Below are 20690 nucleotides of genomic sequence, written 5' to 3' on the forward strand. Positions count from 1 at the left end.
GGGTGCGTGCGCACCGCCATCGGCAGCCCGGCGTACCGTGACGCGTGGGCCGGCCTCCACGACGCCGCCGAAGTCGCCTGGATCACCGGTGACCAGCATGGCGCCTGAAACTCGCTACTCTGTCCGCCTGTTCGGCGAGTTCCATCTCGACGGCGCCGACGCGCCGATGCCTGACGCGAATTCTCCCCGCTTGCAGGCGCTGCTTGCCTATCTGATCTTGCATCGGGACGTGCCGCAGTCGCGCCAGCAGCTCGCCTTCCTGTTCTGGCCCGATTCCACGCAGGCGCAGGCACGCAACGCATTGCGTCAGCTCCTGTTTCATCTACGCAAGTCTTGGCCGCACGCAGCCAGTTTCGTCCACGCCGACGCGCAAATGGTGCGATGGTTGCCCGATTCCGCGTTCGATCTCGATGTTGCGCAGTTTCAGTCGGCCCTGGCCACCGCGGCGCGGGCCGCAAGCAACAACGACGCGGCCACCGAGGAGGAGTTCCTGGTGCGTGCCGCGGAACTGTATCGGGGCGACCTGCTAGCCAGTTGTTACGATGAATGGATCGCGCCGCAGCGCGAGCAGTTACGCGAAGCGTGCATCGCGGCGCTCGCGCGGCTCAGCCAGTTGAGCGAGGACAGGCGCGACTACGCCAAGGCGTTGAAGCACTCGCAGCAGTTGCAGCGGCTCGACCCGTTGCGCGAGCCCACCTATATGGCGTTGATGCGCCTGCATGCCCTGAATCACGATCATGCATCCGCGCTGCGCGCCTATCGCAACTGCGTTGAAACGTTCGCGCGCGAGCTGGGCATCGTGCCTGGTGAAGCCTTGCGCGCGGCCTATGCGCGTCTTGCTGCCCAGGCTGCGCCAACCCAGCGTCGACGCCCACGGGCCCCCATGCTATCGATGATCGGACGCCACGACGAATGGCGGCGGCTTCTCGAAGTGTGGCAGCGCGGCCAGCTTGGCGACAAGCAGTTCGCGCTGATCTCGGGCGAGGCCGGCATCGGCAAGTCGCGCCTGGCGGAGGAATTGCTCGTGCACCTTTCGGGCCAGGGCTTTACCACGGCGCACTCGCGCGCGTACGCGGCCGAGGGGCAGGTCGCGTTCGCGCCGGTCACCGGCTGGCTGCGCAGCCCCGCCTTGCACGAGGCGATGAGCGGACTCGACAGGCTATGGCTGACCGAAGTCGCGCGCCTGTTGCCGGAACTGCTGACGCAGCAACCCGGCCTGCCTCCGCCTTCCCCGCTCACCGAATACTGGCAGCGCCAGCGCTTCTTCGAAGTGATGCGCTTCGACGTGAGCGCGAAGCTCCTCGTTGTCGCTACGGCGCGGCATGAGGACATCACGCCATTGCACGCCGTGAGCCGGCTGCTTGACGCCTTGCGGCGCGACGACCAGCTCACGGAGATGCTGCTGGGCGCACTGGATGCCGCCGAAACGGCGAAGATCGCGGCGCAGATCATCAATCGGCCGCTGGCCGATGCGGAGGCAACCCGCCTGTTCGAGGAAAGCGAAGGCAACCCCTTGTTCACGGTCGAGATGATGCGCGCCCGGTTCGATACCGCGACGGCTGGCGGGACGCCGCACGGCCCGGTCGCGAAGTTGCCGCCCAAGGTGTACACGGTGATCTCGAACCGGCTGGCGCAACTGTCGCCCGCCGCGCGCGATATCGTCGGCGTCGCGGCGATCATCGGGCGCGCGTTCACCGCCGATGTGCTGGCCCAGGCGAGCGACGTGCGCGAGCATGCCCTCACGGGAGCGCTGGACGAACTCTGGCAGCGAGGCATCGTGCGCCAGCCGGACAGCGGGGGCCTTGCCTTTGATTTCAGCCACGACAAGATCCGTGACGTGGCGTACGCCGAGGTCAGTCCGCTACAACGCCGCGGCCTGCATCAGCGCGTGGCACGCGCGCTCGAACAGGCGCCGGGCGATGAACTCGACGCCGCAAGCGCGCAGATTGCCGCGCATTACGAGCAGGCCGGCCTGCCAACCGACTCGGCCGCTTTCTATCGGCGCGCGGCCGGCGTTGCGCAGAGCGTGTACGCCTATGACGATGCGATTGCGCTGTTGCAGCGCGGGCTGGCGCAAGCCGATCAGATCGTCGATCCGCAGGAGCGCGCCCGGCAGTCGCTGGCATTGCAACTCGACCTTGCGCCGCCGATCCGGATTTCCCGTGGCTGGGCGGCACCGGAGCTCGACACGCCGCTGCGGCGTGCTGTGGAGCTCAGCAAACAGGCGGGCGACCTCGGCCAGCAGGCGCGCGCCCAGGTCAGCCTTGCCTTCTTTCTCGTCGTCAGTGCGGAGCTTGCCCAGGCGCGGAGCCTGAGCGAGGAACTCATCGCGGGATTGGGCACGCCGGGGTGGGGTACCTACGCGTCGATGGCATGGACCAACGTCATGGGGAGCCTGATCCAGCAGGGTGACTGGGTCGCGGCGGAGCCAGCGTATCAAAGCGCGCTCGGCGCCTATGACGAAACCCAGCACGCCGAGCATGTGTCGATGATGGGCGGCAACTTCGGCGTGCTGGCGTCGGCGTGGTCGGCCCATGGATTCTGGTTCGGCGGGCTCGCCGATCAAGCCCTGCGGCGTGGGCGCGAAGCGCTGGAGGTGGCAGACCGGCTGGCACATCCGTTCTCCCAGGCGCTGGCGCTGTCTTATCTTGCAACGCAGCATGCCCTGCGCCGGGAGCACGGGCTCACGCTTCACTACGCCCGCCAGGCTCGTTCGATCGCCGCTCAGTACCACGTCGGCTACTACCTCGCCTGGGCTGACGTGCTGCTCGCCTGGGCCAATGCAAAGCAGGCGCCCGGCGCCGACGCCGTGGCGGCCATGCAGGTGGCGATCGAGGGCTTTCATGCCACCGGCGCGCGCCTGCGGCTGCCGCTGTATCTCGGCATGCTGGCGGAATGCCTGGGTGACGTGGGCGAGACTGAGGCCGCGCTTGCGGCGTTGGATCAGGCACTCGACCATGCGCAGCACACTGGCGAGCACTGGCTGGACGCGGAGCTCTATCGCCTGCGTGGCGAATTGCTGTTGCACCGCAGCGCCAACCTGGGCGAAGCCGAATCGTCGCTGATCAAGGCGGTCGAGATCGCTGCCGCCCAGCGGGCGCGCCCGCTCGAGCTGCGCGCCGCGCTGTCGCTGGCGGCGTTGCGCGAGCCACGGGAGGGTATCGGCGCGCGCCGGGTGGTCGAGTCGCCGCTCGCCCGGTTCACCGAAGGCTTCGACCAGCCTGACATCGTGCGGGCGCGCGCGTTACTGGCGCGTTAGTCATGGTCTGGCCGGTCCGGGCCAGCCGCGCCGGAGACTGGCGCATATAACGGCGCGCCTAACGCCCTCCAAACGCCGAGGTTGATACAACTCCTGCATACCAACCGGACAGGAGGCAACCATGGAAGGGGCTCTGAGTGAAACCGTCGCCACCGCGCTGAAGCCGCATTTCCGCGGGCAACTGATTCAGCCTGGCGATGCGGCCTATGAGCAGGCACGCGCGGTGTACAACGGCATGATCGACAAGCGTCCGGCACTGATCGCGCGCTGCACCGATGTCGCGGACGTCATTGCGGCGGTGAACGCCGCGCGCGACGGCGCAATGCTGCTGGCTGTGCGTGGCGGTGCGCACAATGGCGCGGGGCTCGGGACATGCGATGGCGGACTGGTGGTCGACCTCTCGCCGATGAAAGGCGTGTTTGTCGATCCGAAGCGCAACACCATCCGGGTTGGTGGCGGCTGCACCTGGGGTGACGTGGACCACGCCGCCAGCGCCTATGGACTGGCGACGCCGAGCGGCTTCATCTCGACCACGGGCGTAGGCGGGCTGACGCTCGGCGGGGGCATCGGCTACCTTAGCCGCGCCTACGGCCTGACGATCGATAACCTGCTCAGCGCCGAGGTCGTCCTGGCCGACGGGCGACTGGTCAACGCCAGCAGCGACGAGAACGCGGACCTGTTCTGGGCGCTGCGCGGCGGTGGCGGCAACTTCGGCGTGGTCACCTCGTTCGAGTTCAAGGCCCATCCCGTCGGCACGGTCTACGGCGGCCCGATGCTGTGGCCGATGGACCAGGCGCGAGCGTTGATGAAGTGGTGGCGCGATTTCATCCTGACGGCGCCGCAGGACATCAATGGCTGGTTCGGCTTTGTGACGGTGCCGCCCGGGCCGCCGTTCCCCGAGTCCGTGCACCTGCAGAAGATGTGCGCCGTGGTGTGGTGCTACACGGGCCCGCTCGATCAGGCCGAAGCGCGCTTCAAGCCGATTCGCGACGCCATGCCGCCGGCGGTGGATTTTGCCGGGCCCATTCCATGGCCGGTCTTGCAGAGCCTGTTCGACGCCCTGTATCCGCCTGGCCTGCAGTGGTACTGGAAAGCCGACTTCGTGAGCGACCTCAGCGACAAGGCCATCGACCTGCACATCAAGTACGGGCACCAGTTGCCGTCCATGCACTCGACCATGCACCTGTATCCCATCAACGGCGCGGCGCATCGCGCGGGCCCCGGTGACACCGCGTTCAGCTACCGCGATGCGAGCTTCGCCAGCGTGATCGTCGGCGTCGATCCCGACCCGGCCAACAACGACCGCATCGTGCAGTGGGCCAGGGACTACTGGCTGGCGTTGCATCCGCACTCGGCTGGCGGCGGCTACATCAACATGATGATGGACGAAGGCAACGACAACGTGAAGGCGGCCTATCGCGACAACTATGTGCGACTGGCGGAGATCAAGCGCAAGTACGACCCGGCAAACCTGTTCCGCGTGAACCAGAACATCAGGCCCGCCTGAGGGTGGGCCGAAGGTTGCGACTGCTGAAAGCATTGTGGGACTCGCCGCCCTGATTCCCGGCGACTCCCGCTCCCTTGCCTGCCGGAATCGCGAGGAGATGTTCATGAGCAAGCTGTTTTGCGCGGGGCTCGCAGCCCTGGCGCTTCTCGCTGCCTGCACTGACGCCGGGAGGAGCGTGGACTGTGCCGGCAGCATATCGATGGGTGGCGCGAGTGCGATGATGGATGATGTTGCCGCGGCTTTCCCGATGAACGGCGGGCAGTTTTCCCTCTATCTGATGCGATAGGCCAGGCCCCGCGGGAGGCCAATAAAGAAGGCGTGCCGACCACCGCGTGCCGACCACCGCGTGCCGACCACCGGTTATGCCTCGATGAATACCGATTCTCCCGCCATCCTGTCCGGCGTCTTCGACCGCCGGAATTTCGGCGACCTCCTGCTGGCGCAAGTGACGGGGYGCCTGCTGGCCGAGGCTTCTCATCATTCGCTGCGCTCGCCGCATTTATCCGGCTTTGCCGGTTGTCAACGCACCCAGGGCTTCGCACCCGATGCCACCGGGGCTCGATAGCATCGCGATCAGGAAATCCCGGAACACGCGCACCACTTCCGCGTGGGTCCTGCCCTGCAAGGTCTGGACTTCGATGCTGCGCTCGCTCATCGCCCGGTCCCGGATGGGAATGGCGCACAAGCCGCGTTCCTCCAGCAGCAGGCGCACCGAGACTTCGCTCGCCAGCGTGACGGCATCGTTGAGCCGCGCGAAGTTCAGCAGGGTCTCGACGTAGTTGCTGGTGAGTATCGGGTCGACCGTCACGCGCTGCCGGATGCAGGCGATGTCGAACACCTGGCGCACGGTGGTATCCGTGTCGGGCAGGGCCATCGGATAACCCTGCAGCTGGGACAAKGTGACCTGCCTGGACTTCGCCAGGGGATGGTCGGCGCGCATGATGGCAAGGCCGGGGGCCGGCTGGCGATGCTCCACCTTGACATCCTTCTGCCCGATACGGCTGTAGTTGAAGACCATGCCAATATCGCATTCGCCCTGGCGCACGCGGCGGGTGACTTCGGCCGGCGCATCCACCGAGAGCTGGAAGCGGATGCCGCGATACTTTGCGCGGAACGCCTCGATGACGCTCGGCAGGAACTGGATGGCGAAGCCTTCCGAGCTGGCGATGCGGACATGGCCGGAGCCCAGTCCTTGCAACGCCAGCACGTCGGCCACGACCCGTTCTGCCTCGAAGCTGGCCTTGCGGGCATGCGCGGCCAGCAGCTCGCCCGCGGCGCTGAGGACCATGCCCCGCGGCCGGCGCTCGAACAGGACCACCTCCAGGGCTTCCTCCAGGCCGGCAATCTGGCGGCTGACGGCGGAGCCCGCGACATTCAGGTGCGACGCCGCCTCGCTGATCGAGCCGCAACGGACCACTTCCAGGAAATAGCGCAGCGCAGTGCTCTGCAAGCGATGGGACTGGGGCACGGGTTCTCCGGCTGGATGGATGGGATTGCGCGGCTTGCACGGTTTGCGCGGTTTGCATGGTTTGCGAAAAAGGCAAACCAGGCATCTGAATTCTATGCTTTTCGCAATGTTTGCAAGGCACTAGGATTCAACGTCGCCGCCCGGGAAGGCACCCGGTGCGAGCGATTCGCGCAACGTTGGAAGGAATGCACAGACATGAGCCGAACACAAGCCGTCGAACTCGCGGCCCGCTACTTTGACGACGGCAGCTTCGAGCAGGTGCTCCGCCAACGCGTGGCGATGCGCACGGAAAGCCAGAATCCCGCCAGTGCCGCCATCCTTGCGGTCTACCTGACCGATGCGATCGGGCCGCAGCTCGATCGCCTTGGCTTCACGTGGAAGCTCGTCGACAACCCCGTCCCCGGCGGGGGGCCGTTCATGCTGGCGCACCGGCTGGAACCCGAGGCCGCCTTCACCATGCTGACCTACGGCCACGGCGATGTGGTGCGCGGGCAGGATGCGCAATGGCGGCCCGGGCTTGCCCCCTGGGAGGTGACGCTTGACGGTGACCGCTGGTATGGCCGCGGCACGGCCGACAACAAAGGCCAGCACACCATCAACCTGGCCGCGCTGGCCCAGGTGCTGGCGCTGCGCGAGGGCAGGCTCGGCTACAACGTCAAGATGATCCTCGAGATGGGGGAGGAAACCGGCTCGCCTGGCTTGCGGGAAGTGTGCGCAACGTACGCGGACGAACTGGCGGCGGACGTGTTCATCGCCTCGGACGGGCCGCGCGTGGCCGCCGGGCGGCCAACGATCTTCCTGGGGTCGCGCGGGTTCTGCAACTTCCGGCTTGCCGTCAACCTGCGCGAAGGCGCGCATCACTCCGGCAACTGGGGCGGCCTGCTGAGCAACGCCGGCACGCGGCTTGCGCATGCGATCGCCAGCGTGGTGGATGCCAAGGGCAGGGTGCTGGTGCGCGGGCTGTTGCCCGACGGGCTGCCGGACAACGTCCGGGCGGCACTGTGCACCATCGAGGTTGGTGGTGGCCCGGCCGATCCCGGGATCGATCCCGGCTGGGGCGAGCCCGGCTTGTCGCCTGCCGAACGCGTGTATGGATGGAACACGTTCGAAGTGCTGGCCTTCAAGACCGGGAATCCCGATGCCCCGGTGGGGGCGATTCCCGGCCATGCGTTCGCCCTGTGCCAGATCCGTTTTGTGGTGGGCAGCGACAGTGCCGGCTTCATGCACCACCTGCGCGAGCACCTGGACGCCCATGGCTTCCAGGATGTGGAGGTCCGGCCGGATGGCGAACCGATGCAGGCAACCCGCCTGGATCCGGACGATGCCTGGGTGCGGTGGGCCCTGGCGTCCGTGCAGCGCACCACGGGCGAGCCGCCGGCGTTGCTGCCGAACTTCGGCGGGTCGCTGCCCAACGATGTGTTTGCGCACGTGCTGGGCTTGCCCACGCTCTGGTTCCCGCATTCGTATCCCGCCTGCAGCCAGCATGCGCCCAACGAGCACCTGCTGGGTAGCGTGGCCAGGCAGGCGCTGCAGGTCATGGCGGGGGTGTTCTGGGATCTTGCCGAAGGCGGCGGCGCCATTGCCGGCAGCCGGCCGCGCGGCGCGTGAGGGGACGGCGGCGGCCGGTGCGCGCCTTGCCGCGCCCGTGGCGCTTCAGATCGGAAACTGCGTTGTCGACAGCACCTGCTTGAGCACCATGAACGAGCGGATCTGGCGGACCCCCGGCAGGTAAAGCAGCTGCTCCGCATGGAGGCGATTGAAGCTCTCGCTGTCCTTGGTGCGCAGCATCATGAAGTAGTCAAACTCACCCGTGACGACATGACACTCCATGCATCCCGACACCTTCTGGGCAGCCTTCTCGAACTCCGAGAAGGATTCCGGCGTGGAGCGGTCCAGCACCACGCCGATCATCACCAGCATGCCGGCGTCCAGCGCGGCCGGGTTCAGCAGCGCCACGATGCCGCGAATCAGGCCGAGTTCCTTGAGCCGCTCCACGCGACGCAGGCAGGCCGGCGGGCTCAGGCTGACCTTGGCCGCGAGTGCCACGTTCGAGATGGACGCGTCGCGCTGAAGTGCCCGCAGGATGGCTTTATCGGTGCGATCCAATGCCTCGGAAAGTGGCACGAGATGCTCGGATTTGGTGCGCAGTTTTGTTTCGTCCATGATGGTTTACAAAAAATAAAGCGACAAAAATCGGCTGTTGATATTTTTTATCGTGCACAAATATGGCTATTTTTGCAACCACGTTTCGTGCATTTTTTTCTAGGATTGAGTCCGTCGCAGCATCAACGAAAGGTGGTTCCACATGCCCGTGTTCTTCGCCAGCCTTGATGCATGGATTCCCGCCCCTGTCCCAGGAAAACCAGAAACCCAAGGAGTTGCCAGCATGAATCTCAAGCGCTTTCCCCGCCACCAACTGACGTTCGGCCCCACGCCCATCCAACCGCTCAAGCGCCTGAGCGCGCATCTCGGCGGCAAGGTCGACCTCTATGCCAAGCGCGAAGACTGCAACAGCGGCCTGGCGTTCGGCGGCAACAAGACGCGCAAGCTCGAGTACATCATTCCGGACGCGCTTGCCCAGGGCTGCGACACGCTCGTCTCCATCGGCGGCATCCAGTCGAACCAGACGCGCCAGGTGGCGGCCGTGGCGGCGCATCTCGGCCTGAAGTGCGTGCTGGTGCAGGAAGACTGGGTGAATTACTCCGATGCCGTCTATGACCGCGTTGGCAATATCCAGATGTCTCGCATCATGGGCGCGGACGTGCGCCTGGTCAGCGATGGCTTTGATATCGGGATCCGCAAGAGCTGGGAAGAGGCCATGGAAAGCGTGCGCCAGGCGGGCGGCAAGCCCTACCCGATTCCGGCGGGGTGTTCCGAGCACCCGCTGGGCGGCCTGGGTTTCGTGGGCTTCGCGGAAGAAGTGCGCGCGCAGGAAGCGGAACTCGGCTTCAAGTTCGACTACGTCGTGGTCTGCTCGGTGACCGGCAGCACGCAGGCCGGCATGGTGGTCGGCTTCGCCGCCGATGGCCGGGCCAACCGCGTGATCGGCATCGACGCATCGGCCAAGCCGGAGCAGACCCGGGCGCAGATCCTGCGCATTGCCAGGAACACCGCGCACCTGGTGGACCTGGGCCGCGATATCACCGACGACGACGTGGTGCTCGACACGCGCTACGGCGGGCCGGAGTATGGCTTGCCCTCCGAAGAGACGCTCGAAGCCATCCGGATGAGCGCCAAGTTCGAAGGCATGATGACCGACCCGGTCTACGAAGGGAAATCGATGCAGGGCATGATCGACCTGGTCCGCCGCGGCGAATTCCCGGAAGGCTCCAAGGTGCTCTACGCCCACCTGGGTGGCGCTCCGGCGCTGAGCGCCTACAGCTTCCTGTTCCGGAACGGCTGATCCGGCACGATGGCTGCACCCTGATGCCGGTGGTGCAACGCCGGCATCAGGGGGCGCTTGTCCGGCAAAGCCCCCGGTCTCGTCTTGCTCCCTGTCAGCTTCCTGTTTGCCCCCCGTTTGCCCCCCGTCGCTCAATCACAGGAGTAGCGCATGAACGTCGTTTCACGAAGCGTTTCGATGGCGGTGAAGGCGCTGTCGCTGTTGGGCATCGCCATGTGCGCCGCGCATGCGCAGCCCCAGGGATATCCCGCCAGGCCTGTCGTGCTGGTCGTGCCGTTTCCGCCGGGCGGGGCGGTAGACATCATGGGACGACTGGTTGGCAAGAAGCTGGGCGACCGCCTCGGCCAGCCCGTGGTCATCGAGAACCGCGCGGGCGCCGGCACCATCGTTGGCGCCGGCTATGTGGCAAAGGCCGCGCCCGACGGCTACACGCTGTTCATCAGTTCAGGCTCGACCTTCACGGTCAATCCCGCCATCAATGCGAATCTGCCATACGATCCGGTGAAAAGCTTCGAGCCGATCGGCCTGGTCGCGCGGGTGCCCTTGATCCTGCTGGCCAATCGCGATGTCCCGGTGGACAACCTCAAGCAGATGATGGCGACGGTGAAGGCCGCGCCGGGGAAATACGCCTACGGCTCGTTCGGCAATGGCACCACCGGCCATTTCGCGGGCGAGATGATCCTGGGCGCCACAGGCATGCAGCTCCAGCACATCCCCTACAAGGGTAGCGCCCCGGCCATTGCCGACCTGATCGGAGGCCAGATCCCCTTCTCGGTCGACACCATCGCGGCATCGCTTCCACATATCCGCAGCGGCAAGATCAAGGCGATCGCGGTCGCGGGCGCCAGGCGCGCGACGCTGCTGCCGGAGGTGCCCACCGTCGCGGAAACCGGCTTCCCGGGCTTCGATGCGGATTCATGGGTGGCGATCGCGGCCCCGCGCGGCTTGCCGCCCGATGTCAGGTCACGGCTGGAGAAGGCCCTGGCGCAGACCATGAAAGACCACGAGATCCAGGAAAAACTGGTGGCCAACGGCCTGGAGCCCTCCTATGCAACGCCGGAGCAGGTCAGCGCCATGATCGACAAGGACCTGCCGCGCATGCGGGCCATTGCCCAGAAGGCTGGCATCCAGGCAAATTGAGCCGGGCGGTTGCCGGCGGGAGGGTTTGAAGATGGCATCTCGTAACCGATTCGGCGCCATCCTGGCGAGCGCTCCGATTGTGCAGGCGGATCCGCAGGAGCTGCAGGAGTGGTGCGACGCGCTCGATGGCGTGTTGTCGGCCTGGGGCCCGGAGCAGGGCAGGGAGCGCGCCTGCGCCATCCTGGATGCGTTGCTGGCGCATGCCGGCAAGCATCGGTTGCAGTGGCGGCCGGAACAGGCCACGCCGTACCTGAACACGATCCCGGTCGAAGCGCAACCGGCCTATCCCGGCGACCTGGCGATGGAGCGGCGCCTGTCGGCGATCCTGCGCTGGAACGCGCTTGCCATGGTGGTGCGCGCCAACCAGGCGCATGGCGAGCTCGGCGGCCACATCGCGAGCTATGCCTCGGCGGCAGACCTGTTCGAGGTGGGTTATCAGCATTTCTTCCGCGGCCCCGGTGCCGCGCAAGGCGGGGACCTCGTCTTTTTCCAGCCGCATTCGGCGCCCGGCGTCTATGCGCGTGCTTTCCTGGAAGGCCGGCTGGACGAAGCGTCGCTGTGCCACTACCGGCAAGAGATCGTTGCAGAAGGCAAAGGGATTCGCGGCCTGAGTTCTTACCCGCATCCATACCTGATGCCGGACTTCTGGCAGTTTCCGACCGGGTCGATGGGCATCGGCCCGCTCAACGCCATCTACCAGGCGCGTTTCATGCGCTACCTGGAAAACCGGGGCTTGAAAGCGACCAGCGAGCGCCGGGTCTGGGGCTTCTTCGGCGATGGCGAAATGGACGAGCCGGAGTCGATCGCAGCACTGACGCTAGCCGCCCGGGAAAAGCTGGATAACTGCACGTTCGTCATCAACTGCAATCTCCAGCGCCTGGACGGGCCGGTGCGCGGCAACGGGCGCATTGTCGATGAGCTCGAGGCCTTGTTCGCGGGGGCAGGATGGCATGTCGTCAAGTGCTTGTGGGGGTCGGAGTGGGACGCGCTGCTGGCGCGTGACCACGATCACGCCATCAGCCGCGCGTTCGCGCAGACCGTGGATGGAGAATTCCAGACGCTCTCGGCCAACGATGGCGCGTTCAATCGCGAGAACTTCTTCAGCAAGACGCCGGCGCTGCGCGCGCTGGTGGCGCATCTGTCCAACGACGAGATCGACCGCCTGCGCCGGGGCGGGCACGATCCGGTGAAGATCTACGCGGCATTTGCCGACGCCGCCAGGCGCAACGGGCGTCCCTGCGTGGTACTGGCCAAGACCATGAAAGGCTACGGCATGGGCGCCATCGCGCAAGGCCGGATGACCACGCACCAGCAAAAGAAGCTCGGCCCCGAGGATCTGCTCGCGTTCAGGGACCGCTTCCAGTTGCCGCTGACCGACGAACAGGTGGCCCAGGCCGCGTTCTACCGCCCGGCGCAGGACAGCCCCGAGATTCGCTACCTGCAAGCCAGGCGCGCCGCCCTCGGCGGCTATCTTCCCGCGCGCCATCCCGGCGCCGGCCCGTTGCCGGTGCCCGGGCTGGACAAGACCGCCGCGTTCGCCCTGCATGCCAATGGCAAGGCCATGAGCTCCACCATGGCGCTGGTGCGGTACCTCGGCGCCTTGCTCAAGGATCCTGTGCTGGGCCCGCGGATCGTCCCGATCGTCGCCGACGAAGCGCGGACGTTCGGCATGGCGAACCTGTTCCGCCAGGTCGGCATCTACGCGCCGTTCGGCCAGCTTTACCAGCCGGAGGATTCGGCATCGATGCTGTCGTACCGGGAGGTCAAGGATGGGCAGATACTGGAGGAGGGCATCACGGAGGCCGGCGCGCTGTCGTCGTGGACGGCGGCGGCCACCAGCTATTCCACGCATGGCGTCACGATGCTGCCGTTCTATATCTACTACAGCATGTTCGGCTTCCAGCGCGTGGGTGACCTGATCTGGGCCGCCGCCGACCAGCGCGCACGCGGGTTCCTGATCGGCGCCACCTCGGGGCGCACCACCCTGGGCGGCGAGGGCCTGCAGCACCAGGACGGCACGAGCCACCTGGCGGCATCGACCATTCCCAACTGCCGCGCCTACGATCCGGCCTTTGCGGGGGAACTGGCGGTCATCGTCGACCATGGCATGCGGCGCATGGCCAGCGAACAGGCCGACGAGTTCTATTACGTCACCGTCACCAATGAAAGCGTCGAGAACCCGAGCCTGCCAGCCGACGCGCATGAAGGCGTGGTGCGGGGCATGTACCTGCTGCGGCGTGGCGCAGCGTTCGACCACCGCGTGCAGTTGTTCGGCAGCGGGGCAATCATGGGCGAAGTCCTGAAGGCGGCGCGCCTGCTCGAGCAGGTGCATGGCATTGCCGCCGATGTCTGGAGCGTGACCAGCTATATCGAGCTGGCGCGCGAAGGGGTGGAACGCGAACGCCTGTGGCGCCATGGCACCATTGCCGCAGTCGATAGCTGGTTCGGGCGGCAGCTCGGGGCGGGCAGCGGTCCGATCGTCGCCGCGACCGACTATGTCCGCGCGCTGCCGGAGCTGGTGCGTGCCTTCGTGCCGCCGGGGCGCCGCTATGTGACGCTGGGCACCGATGGCTTCGGGCGAAGCGATTCGCGGGCGGCGCTGCGCCGCTATTTCGAGGTCGATGCCGCGGCCATCGTCCAGGCCAGCCTGGCGGCGATGGCGGAGATCGTCGCGGGGGAGCTGGCTCGCGAGAAGCAGCACCTGGCTGACGTGATTTCCCTGGCGTCGATCTAGCTATCGACCACGCCGGCCTTGCGCTCGGCCTCGCCCCTGGGCGGGCGACGGTCAGGCCGTCATCACCGTGACTTCGCCATGCGCCGTGAAGGCGCTCAACTGGTCCGGGGTCACGGCATCGTCGGTGATCAGCGTCCATGCGCGCTCCAGCGGCGTCCAGTGCTGCTGGCTGGCCCGCCCGACCTTGTCGGCGGTGACCAGCACGAACACCTGCGCCGACTGCCTGACCACGCATTCCTTCAGGTAGGCCTGGTCCGCCGAGGCTTCGCACAGGCCGTTGCTCGCCACCACGCCGTCCGCGCCGAGAAAGGCCTTGTCCACGCTGATCCGGCTCAGCGACAGCTGGGCCAGCGGCCCCAGGGTGCTCATGCTGGAGGGCCGCACGTCGCCGCCGACCAGCGTCACCGGCAGGCCGCTCGCGGCCAGCGCCGCGACCACCAGCAGGTTGTTGGTCACCACCTGCACGGCCTTGCCGGGGAGATGGCGCGCCAGCGCCGCGGTGGTGGTGCCGCCATCGAGGAACACGGTGTCGCCATCGGCGATCAGGGTGCAGGCCACGCGGGCAATGGCGTCCTTCTGTTCGCGGCCGCTCACGCGCCGCTCCTCCAGCGGGGCCTCGGGCTCGTGGGAGCCCACTGCCGCCGCGCCGCCATAGGTGCGGAGGATGCGGCGGTCGGACGCGAGCGCGCGCAGGTCGCGCCGCACGGTGGCCTCGGACATGCCGAAGTGCTCGCACAGCGTGGCGACATCGGTCATGCCGCTCAGCACGGCCTGGTGCATTGCCTCGCGGCGCTTGGTCACTTTCATGTCTGCTGGTCCTGGGACGGTGTCAGGGCGCATGCCAGGGTGCGGCATGCAACGAGCGCTAAATGTAGCAAAGAATGCCACGCATCTGGCGCTTGCCCGCCCGGCCCGTCAGCCGCGCACCCAGGACTCGTCCACCGTCACGTACTTGATGCGCTGGCGGAAGTACGTGAAGGCGATATGCAGCGCGCCGTCCGCACCCTGCACGATGGACGGGTAGGAGTACTCCCGGTTGCGCTGGTCGGCGGAGTTGTTGGTCATGCAGAAGCCGTCGCCGATCTCCAGGTTGCGGCGGCGGCGCCAGGTCTTGCCGCCGTCCTCGGAGATGGCCAGCGACATCGGCGCGCGCGGCGCGCCCCAGAACGCAGCGCCGCGCGCCGACGCCGGCTGGTCGCGCAGCTCGCCGCTGTCTTCGGAGTCTTCGATGTCGTCGTACAGCGACGTGCGCCGCCCGGTGCTGTGGGAGGCGTCGCTTTCGTTGTAGACCAGCGCCAGGTGCCCGTTGCGCAGCGCCACGAACTGGATCGACGAGTTGTTGTTCGGCAGCGCCGTGGGTTGCGGCGCGCTCCAGTCGCGGCCGTCGCGCGAGCGGCTGGCGTAGACCGTGTCCGCCCAGCGGCTGCGATACAGCGCCAGCAGGCTGCCGTCGGCCAGCGTCTGCACGTTCATGTGCACGCAGCCGACGCTGTCGGGCACCGTGTGCTCCTGCCAGGTCAGGCCCTGGTCGCTGGAGACCATGACCGCGCTGATGTCGTCGTTGCCGACCCAGCGCTCTCCTGGCCTGGTGCGGCACAGGAACACCGGGCACGCCCAGGCGCCGTCGGGCAACACCACGAGCGGCTGGCGCACGAAGGTCCCGGCATGGTCGAACAGGGTGTCGATCGGCCCCCAGGTGAGGCCGCCATCGCTGGAGATGCGGCGGCGCACGATGGCCGTGTTCTGGTGGCCGGACAACTGCGCCGTGTAGATCAGCCACAACTGGCCCTGTGGCGTGCTGAACAGCACGGGGTTCTGCTCGGAGCGGGTGGGGTCATCGGACAGCTTGACGGCCGGCAGCCACGCGTCGCCGCCGGCGGGCAGCCGCGACATGTAGATGGACACGTCGGGGATACCTTCCTGCGTGCCGCCGAACCACACGCACAGCAGGTCGCCGTTGGGCAGGACATGCAGGTTGGCGGCATGGTTCTGCACGCAGGGCGTGGGCAGGTAGGCTTCGCGGCGGCTGGCGTCGGTGTGCGCGGGATACACGTGCGGGTCGAAGGCGATTTGCACTGCGTCGCTGGCGGGGGCCGGTTGGGTGCTGGTCATGTCTTGTCTCTTGAAATCGGGTTGATTCAGTGCGCGGCGTGCTTGGCCGGTGCGCCGCCGGCCGGCGTGCCGCTGGCGGGCGTGCTGGACCGGAAGCACAGCTTGTCGACCACCAGCACCAGCGCCGGCGTCACCAGCGCGATGTACATGTTGTCGATGCCGAACGGATTGCCCAGCAGGTACCACGCCGTGGTGGCCACCGCCGCCGCAATCAGGCCGCTGACCGCGCCGCGGTTGCTGCCGAAGAACGGCAGGTAGATACCGATCAGCGCCACGATGGACACCGACAGGCGCAGCGCGCGGGTGAAGAACGACAGCGCCAGGATCTGCGGCACGAACAGCACGAACACCAGTGGCAGGACGCCCACAGCCAGCGAGATCCAGCGCGTGGCGCGCAATTCCTGCTCGGGAGTCGGCTGGTAGCGCGGCACGTAGAAGTCCTTGACGACCAGCGACGCGATGGCCAGCGCCACCGTGCAGACGCTCACGAAGATCGATGCCACCAGCGAGGTGGTCACCACGCCCGCCAGCAGCGGGTGCATGTGCTCGAGGAAGACCGGCAGCGCATACAGGCTCTTGATGTTCGGGTACAGGAACTTCGCCGCCACGCCGATGAAGCCGAGCGCGATCGAGATCGGCACGCAGAGCGCCGCCGCGATCAGCGAGGCCTGGCGCGCGGCAGCCGGGCTCTTGGTCGAGGAGATGGCCTGGATGATGAACTGGGTGGAGAAGATCGCGCCGGCCGAGCCGATGATCCAGGCGCCGATGGTGCCGCCGCCGAGCGCGCCCTTCCAGGTGAAATAGTGCTCGGGCATGGTCTGCACCATCGGCGCGATGCCGCCGGACAGCTTCCACGCCACCGCCACCAGGATGCCGATGCCGAGCAGCTTGACCGCGCTGTGCACGATGGTCAGGCAGGCCACGCTCTTGAGACCGCCCCAGGCGAAGTAGATCGTGCTGATGATGGCCGTGATGACCGCCGCGGTGGTCAGGTTGATGTGCATCACCGTGGAGATCGCCGCGGCGCCGCTGACGTAGTTGCCCACGTTCACGAGGAGCAGCGCATAGATCATGATGGCCGAGACCACCAGCTTGGTGGTGGGGCCGTACTTCCTGGCGATGAAGCCGGAGATGGTGAACTCCCCCGAGGCATACAGGCGCTTGGCCATGAACAGCCCGAAGAGCAGGAAGCCGATCGCGGCCGAGATCACCGACCACGAGGCAGCGATGCCCACATTGAAGGCCTCCTGCGACGTACCGACCGTCGATTTGGCGCCGATGTACTCGGACATCAGCAGGACCGCCACCACCACCGCCGGCATCGAGCGGCCGGCGACCATGAATTGTTCGGTATTGCGGCTGCGCAGCCGGATGCTGGCGATGCTGGTCACGATGATGTAGACCACCACCATGGCGATGATCGTGACGGTGTCCCAGTACGAGAACGAAGTCATCTTTGTCTCCTGATGCTTGAGCGTGATTGCCCGCGGCCAGCCCGGCGTGTATCCGCCCGGTCCGGCCCGCGCCTGTGGCGCTTTGCCTTGTGGGTGTCAGGCGGCGCGTGCCGCGGCCGGTTCGTCGCGGTGGGCGGCGAGGTCGCGCGCCTGCCGGAAGGCCTCGAGCAGGCTGCGTTCGTCGGCGATGCCCTTGCCCGCGATATCGAAGGCGGTGCCGTGGTCGACCGAGGTGCGGATCACCGGCAGGCCCACCGTGACGTTGACGCCGGCTTCCAGCCCCATCACCTTGACCGGACCGTGGCCCTGGTCGTGGTACATGGCCACCACCACGTCGAAGTCGCCGCGCCCGGCGCGGAAGAACAGCGTGTCGGCGGGCAGGGGTCCCTCCACCTGCCAGCCGCGCGCCTGCAGCAGCTCGACCGCGGGCACGATCTTTTCCTCTTCCTCGCCGTAGCCGAACAGTCCGTTCTCGCCGGCATGCGGGTTGATGCCGCAGACGCCGATGCGCGGATTGGCGATGCCCGCGCGCACCAGCGTGGCGTGCGCGCGCTCGATGGTGCGCTGGACCAGGCCAGGCTCGATGCGACGGATGGCGTCGAGCAGGCCGATGTGCGTGGTCACGTGGATCACGCGCAGGTTGGGTGCGACCAGCATCATCGAGACTTCTTCGATGCCGGTCAGGTGCGCCAGCATCTCGGTGTGGCCGGGGAAGATGTGGCCGCCGGCGTGCAGCGCTTCCTTGTTCAGCGGCGCGGTGCAGATCGCGTCCAGCTCGCCGGCCGACGCGAGCTCGACGGTGCGCGCAATGAACTGGTAGGCCGCGTCGCCCGCGATCGGGGACAGCTTGCCGTAGGGCAGGTCGGCGGGAATGAGGCCGAGGTCGATGCAGTCCACCACGCCGAAGCGGAACTCGGCCTCGGCGGGCCGGGCGATGGAGCGCACCTCCAGCTTGACGCCGGCGCGGCTGCCGGCATCGCGCAGGCGCGCGGTGTCGCCGATCACCAGCGGGCGGCATTGTTCGTAGACGTCGCGGTGCGTCAGCGCCTTCATGATGATCTCGGGACCGACACCGGCGGCATCGCCCATGGTGATGCCGATGACAGGACGATAGGACATTGCAGGGATTCCTCTAGATAGATGGCGCGGTGCGGCGCCGGCAAGTCGTTGCCAGGCGGCATGGAGGGAGCCGGGCGTGCCGAAGCCGCCGGCCTTGGTAACGACCGGCAGCATGCCGCCGGGAAGCGAGGCATGGAGCAGCGGCATGCCGGTCTCGATCTCGTCGACCAGTTGCAGCGCGCCGGCGCTGGCGGCTGCCAGCAGCGCGCGCGCCGTTTCGCCGCCGGTGGCGATCAGGCCGCCGGCGTGGGGAAGGACAGGGGCCAGCAGCGCGGCCAGGCGCTGGCAGAACAGCAGCCCGTCGGCGCTGTCGCCGCGCGTGGCCTGGCTCAGCGTGACCAGCACGTGGCGGCCGTCGCGCAGGGCGTCGGCGACGGTGCGCGTGAGCACTGGCTGCGCGGTGCCCAGCGTGGCAGTGTCCAGGTCCAGGACAAGCAGGGCGGGACCCGCCGCGGCCTTCAGGTGCTCGGCCTGGCGGTGCGACACGCTGGACATGCTGCCGACCACGGTCAGCACGGGGCCGCCCGTGCTGGCTTGCGCAATGGCCGGCAACGGCGTGGCGGTCGTTGTTGCATTGGCGTCGCACAGGCCGAGCGCGTGCAGCAGCGCGGGCGCCAGGCCGGCCGAGCCGACCCAGAACGCGTGCGCCAGCCGCGCCGAGGCGTCGGCGACACGTTCGAGGTCGGCGTCGGTCTCGCAGTCGCATACCACGGCCTGGGTGCCGCCTGCCTGCAGCGCGGCAAGCCGGGCCGCCAGCGCGGTGGCGCCGGCGCGCACGTCGGCCAGCGCCAGCAGGGCGGTATCCAGGCCGTGGCTCGATAGCATGTGGCACAGGTCGGCGCGTCCGGCGATGGACTCGTTGCGCCAGACCTCGGTTTCCTCCACGGCCACGCCGCGCAGCCACTGGCGGCCGTCGCGTGTCGTGCGGCCGGCGGCAGGGAAGGCCGGCGCGACGATGGCCAGCCCGGCAAGCGGCACCAGGGCGGCAATTTCGGCTGCCACGTTGCCGCGCAGCGTCGAATCGATCTTCTTGTACAGGCGCGTGGCGGGCCCGGCCAGCCTGCGCCAGGCGGCAACCTGCCGCGCGGCGGCATCGGCCGGGCTGGCGCGGCGGGAATCGGTGTCCACCGCCAGCAAGCCGGCATCGGCGGCATCGGCGGCATCGGCGGTATCGGCGGTGCCGGGGGCGCCGGCGTCCGCGCTCAGCATCACGGTGCTGCGCAGGCCTGCGCGCACGCCGGCCACGGCGCAGTCGGCGGCGCCGGACAGGTCGTCGGCGAGGATCAGCAGCCTGGGGCCGCGGTGGACGACGGTGTTCACGGCAGCAGGCGCTGGTAGATCGCCTTGATATCCGCCAGGCTCAACGGCTTCGGGTTGTTGCCGAGCAGCCGCTTGACCTTGGCGGCGGCCTCGGCCAGCGCGTCCAGGTGCGTTTCCGACACGCCGAACGCGCGCAGGTCCTGCGGGATCTGCAGCACGTCGGTCCATTCGGCCAGGCGGTCGATCAGCTTCTGCGCCGCGGACTCGTCATCGTCGCCGTGGCCGCAGACGTCGAGCGCGCGCGCCACGGTGGCAAGGCGGCCGACGATGGCGTCCTTGTTGAAGGCCATCACGTGGGGCAGCAGCATGGCATTGGCCACGCCGTGCGTGATATTGAACATGCCGCCGAGCGGGTAGGCCAGCGCGTGGACGGCGGCGGTGCCGGCCGCGGTCAGCGCGAGGCCGCCGTACATCGAGCCCAGCATCATGGCCTCGCGCGCCTTGACCGAGCTGCCGTTTCGGTACGCCTCGACCAGGTTGGCGCCGATCAGCCGCATCGATTCCATCGCGAACATGTCGCTGACCGGATTGGCCTTGGTCGAGATATACGATTCGAGCGAGTGGACGAACGCGTCGACGCCGGTGGCGGCGGTGATCGGCTGGGGCAGGCCGAAGGTCAGCTCGGCATCCAGGATCACCAGCTGCGGCAGCAGGTGACGGCTGACAATGCCAACCTTCAGTTCCTCGTCAGGCAGCGTGACGATGGCGTTCGGCGTCACCTCGGAGCCGGTGCCCGCCGTGGTGGGCACCAGGATCATCGGCACGCCGGGCTGCTTGATCAGGTCGATGCCCAGCCATTCGCGCAGGGGCTGGTCGTTGGTCAGCCGCACCGCGAACAGCTTGGCGGCGTCGAGCACGCTGCCGCCGCCGATCGACAGGATCGCCTGCGGGGCAAACGGCGCGATCTGCTCGCGGAACACGGTCTCCACGTTCTCGATGGTCGGCTCGGGCTCCACGCCGCGCACGATGCGCGCTTCCACGTCGCGCTCGGCCAGCGCGGCCACCACGCGGCCGATCACGCCGTTCTCTTCCATCACGGGCTGGGTGATCAGCGCGATGCGCGACACGGGACGGTCGAGCAGCGCCAGCTTCTCGGGCAGCAGGGCCAGGCTGCCGGCGCCGTGGACGATATGCTTGACGGTCTGGAAGTGGTAGGTGTTGGTCATGGGCAGCT

General features: G+C 67.6%; 14 protein-coding genes. 7 read left to right on the top strand and 7 right to left on the bottom strand.

Annotated features, from left to right (window positions below; translation table 11 throughout):
• Positions 1-97: 97 nt before the first annotated feature.
• The 3 genes from AC1DK4_RS21090 to AC1DK4_RS21100 all read left to right on the top strand — a co-directional run bounded on the left by AC1DK4_RS21090 (position 98) and on the right by AC1DK4_RS21100 (position 5052).
• The gene (locus AC1DK4_RS21090) at positions 98-3259 is read left to right on the top strand and encodes an ATP-binding protein (RefSeq protein WP_477131762.1); all 3162 of its coding nucleotides are present in this window, start codon (positions 98-100) and stop codon (positions 3257-3259) included.
• 121 nt (positions 3260-3380) lie between these two features.
• The gene (locus tag AC1DK4_RS21095; RefSeq protein WP_441615884.1) at positions 3381-4766 is read left to right on the top strand and encodes an FAD-binding oxidoreductase; all 1386 of its coding nucleotides are present in this window, start codon (positions 3381-3383) and stop codon (positions 4764-4766) included.
• Positions 4767-4869: 103 nt separating this feature from the next.
• On the top strand, positions 4870-5052 hold the full coding sequence (locus AC1DK4_RS21100) for a hypothetical protein (RefSeq protein ID WP_441615882.1): 183 nt from the start codon (positions 4870-4872) through the stop codon (positions 5050-5052).
• A gap of 213 nt (positions 5053-5265) precedes the next feature.
• On the opposite strand, the gene AC1DK4_RS21105 is transcribed toward AC1DK4_RS21100, so the two are convergent.
• Positions 5266-6234 carry a LysR family transcriptional regulator gene (locus tag AC1DK4_RS21105; protein ID WP_441615880.1) on the bottom strand — a complete coding sequence of 323 codons (969 nt, stop codon included), beginning with the start codon at positions 6232-6234 and terminating at the stop codon, positions 5266-5268.
• A gap of 195 nt (positions 6235-6429) precedes the next feature.
• Between AC1DK4_RS21105 and AC1DK4_RS21110 the strand changes: the two genes are divergently transcribed.
• On the top strand, positions 6430-7842 hold the full coding sequence (locus tag AC1DK4_RS21110) for a M20 family metallopeptidase (protein WP_441615878.1): 1413 nt from the start codon (positions 6430-6432) through the stop codon (positions 7840-7842).
• Positions 7843-7887: 45 nt separating this feature from the next.
• Here the strand turns inward: AC1DK4_RS21110 and AC1DK4_RS21115 are convergent, their stop codons facing one another.
• The gene (locus tag AC1DK4_RS21115; RefSeq protein WP_441615876.1) at positions 7888-8397 is read right to left on the bottom strand and encodes an Lrp/AsnC family transcriptional regulator; all 510 of its coding nucleotides are present in this window, start codon (positions 8395-8397) and stop codon (positions 7888-7890) included.
• Positions 8398-8620: 223 nt separating this feature from the next.
• On the opposite strand from AC1DK4_RS21115, the gene AC1DK4_RS21120 reads away from it, so the two are divergent.
• The 3 genes from AC1DK4_RS21120 to mdeB all read left to right on the top strand — a co-directional run bounded on the left by AC1DK4_RS21120 (position 8621) and on the right by mdeB (position 13511).
• On the top strand, positions 8621-9637 hold the full coding sequence (locus AC1DK4_RS21120; RefSeq protein ID WP_441615874.1) for a 1-aminocyclopropane-1-carboxylate deaminase: 1017 nt from the start codon (positions 8621-8623) through the stop codon (positions 9635-9637).
• Positions 9638-9787: 150 nt separating this feature from the next.
• Positions 9788-10777: a Bug family tripartite tricarboxylate transporter substrate binding protein gene (locus AC1DK4_RS21125; RefSeq protein WP_441615869.1), complete on the top strand. Its 990-nt coding sequence runs from the start codon at positions 9788-9790 to the stop codon at positions 10775-10777.
• Between the two features lie 31 nt (positions 10778-10808).
• A complete protein-coding gene (gene mdeB, locus AC1DK4_RS21130) occupies positions 10809-13511 on the top strand; it encodes an alpha-ketoglutarate dehydrogenase (protein ID WP_441615867.1) in 2703 nt (900 codons plus the stop codon).
• Positions 13512-13562: 51 nt separating this feature from the next.
• On the opposite strand, the gene AC1DK4_RS21135 is transcribed toward mdeB, so the two are convergent.
• From AC1DK4_RS21135 to AC1DK4_RS21155, 5 genes are all read right to left on the bottom strand, one after another.
• A complete protein-coding gene (locus AC1DK4_RS21135) occupies positions 13563-14318 on the bottom strand; it encodes a DeoR/GlpR family DNA-binding transcription regulator (RefSeq protein WP_441615865.1) in 756 nt (251 codons plus the stop codon).
• A 108-nt stretch (positions 14319-14426) separates the two neighbouring features.
• Positions 14427-15623, bottom strand: coding sequence for a sialidase family protein (locus tag AC1DK4_RS21140; RefSeq protein WP_441615863.1), 1197 nt, complete (start codon positions 15621-15623; stop codon positions 14427-14429).
• Between the two features lie 26 nt (positions 15624-15649).
• The gene (locus AC1DK4_RS21145; protein ID WP_441615861.1) at positions 15650-17077 is read right to left on the bottom strand and encodes a sodium:solute symporter family protein; all 1428 of its coding nucleotides are present in this window, start codon (positions 17075-17077) and stop codon (positions 15650-15652) included.
• A gap of 96 nt (positions 17078-17173) precedes the next feature.
• Positions 17174-19516 (bottom strand): 4-hydroxythreonine-4-phosphate dehydrogenase PdxA, encoded by a 2343-nt coding sequence (gene pdxA, locus AC1DK4_RS21150; protein WP_441615859.1) that lies wholly within the window; start codon positions 19514-19516, stop codon positions 17174-17176.
• Entirely contained in the window at positions 19513-20682 is a 1170-nt protein-coding gene (locus AC1DK4_RS21155; protein WP_441615857.1) for an iron-containing alcohol dehydrogenase, read from the bottom strand. Before AC1DK4_RS21155 ends, pdxA begins: the two co-directional genes overlap by 4 nt.
• Positions 20683-20690 lie beyond the last annotated feature (8 nt).

This window comes from Cupriavidus sp. 05N38 (genome assembly GCF_056397345.1).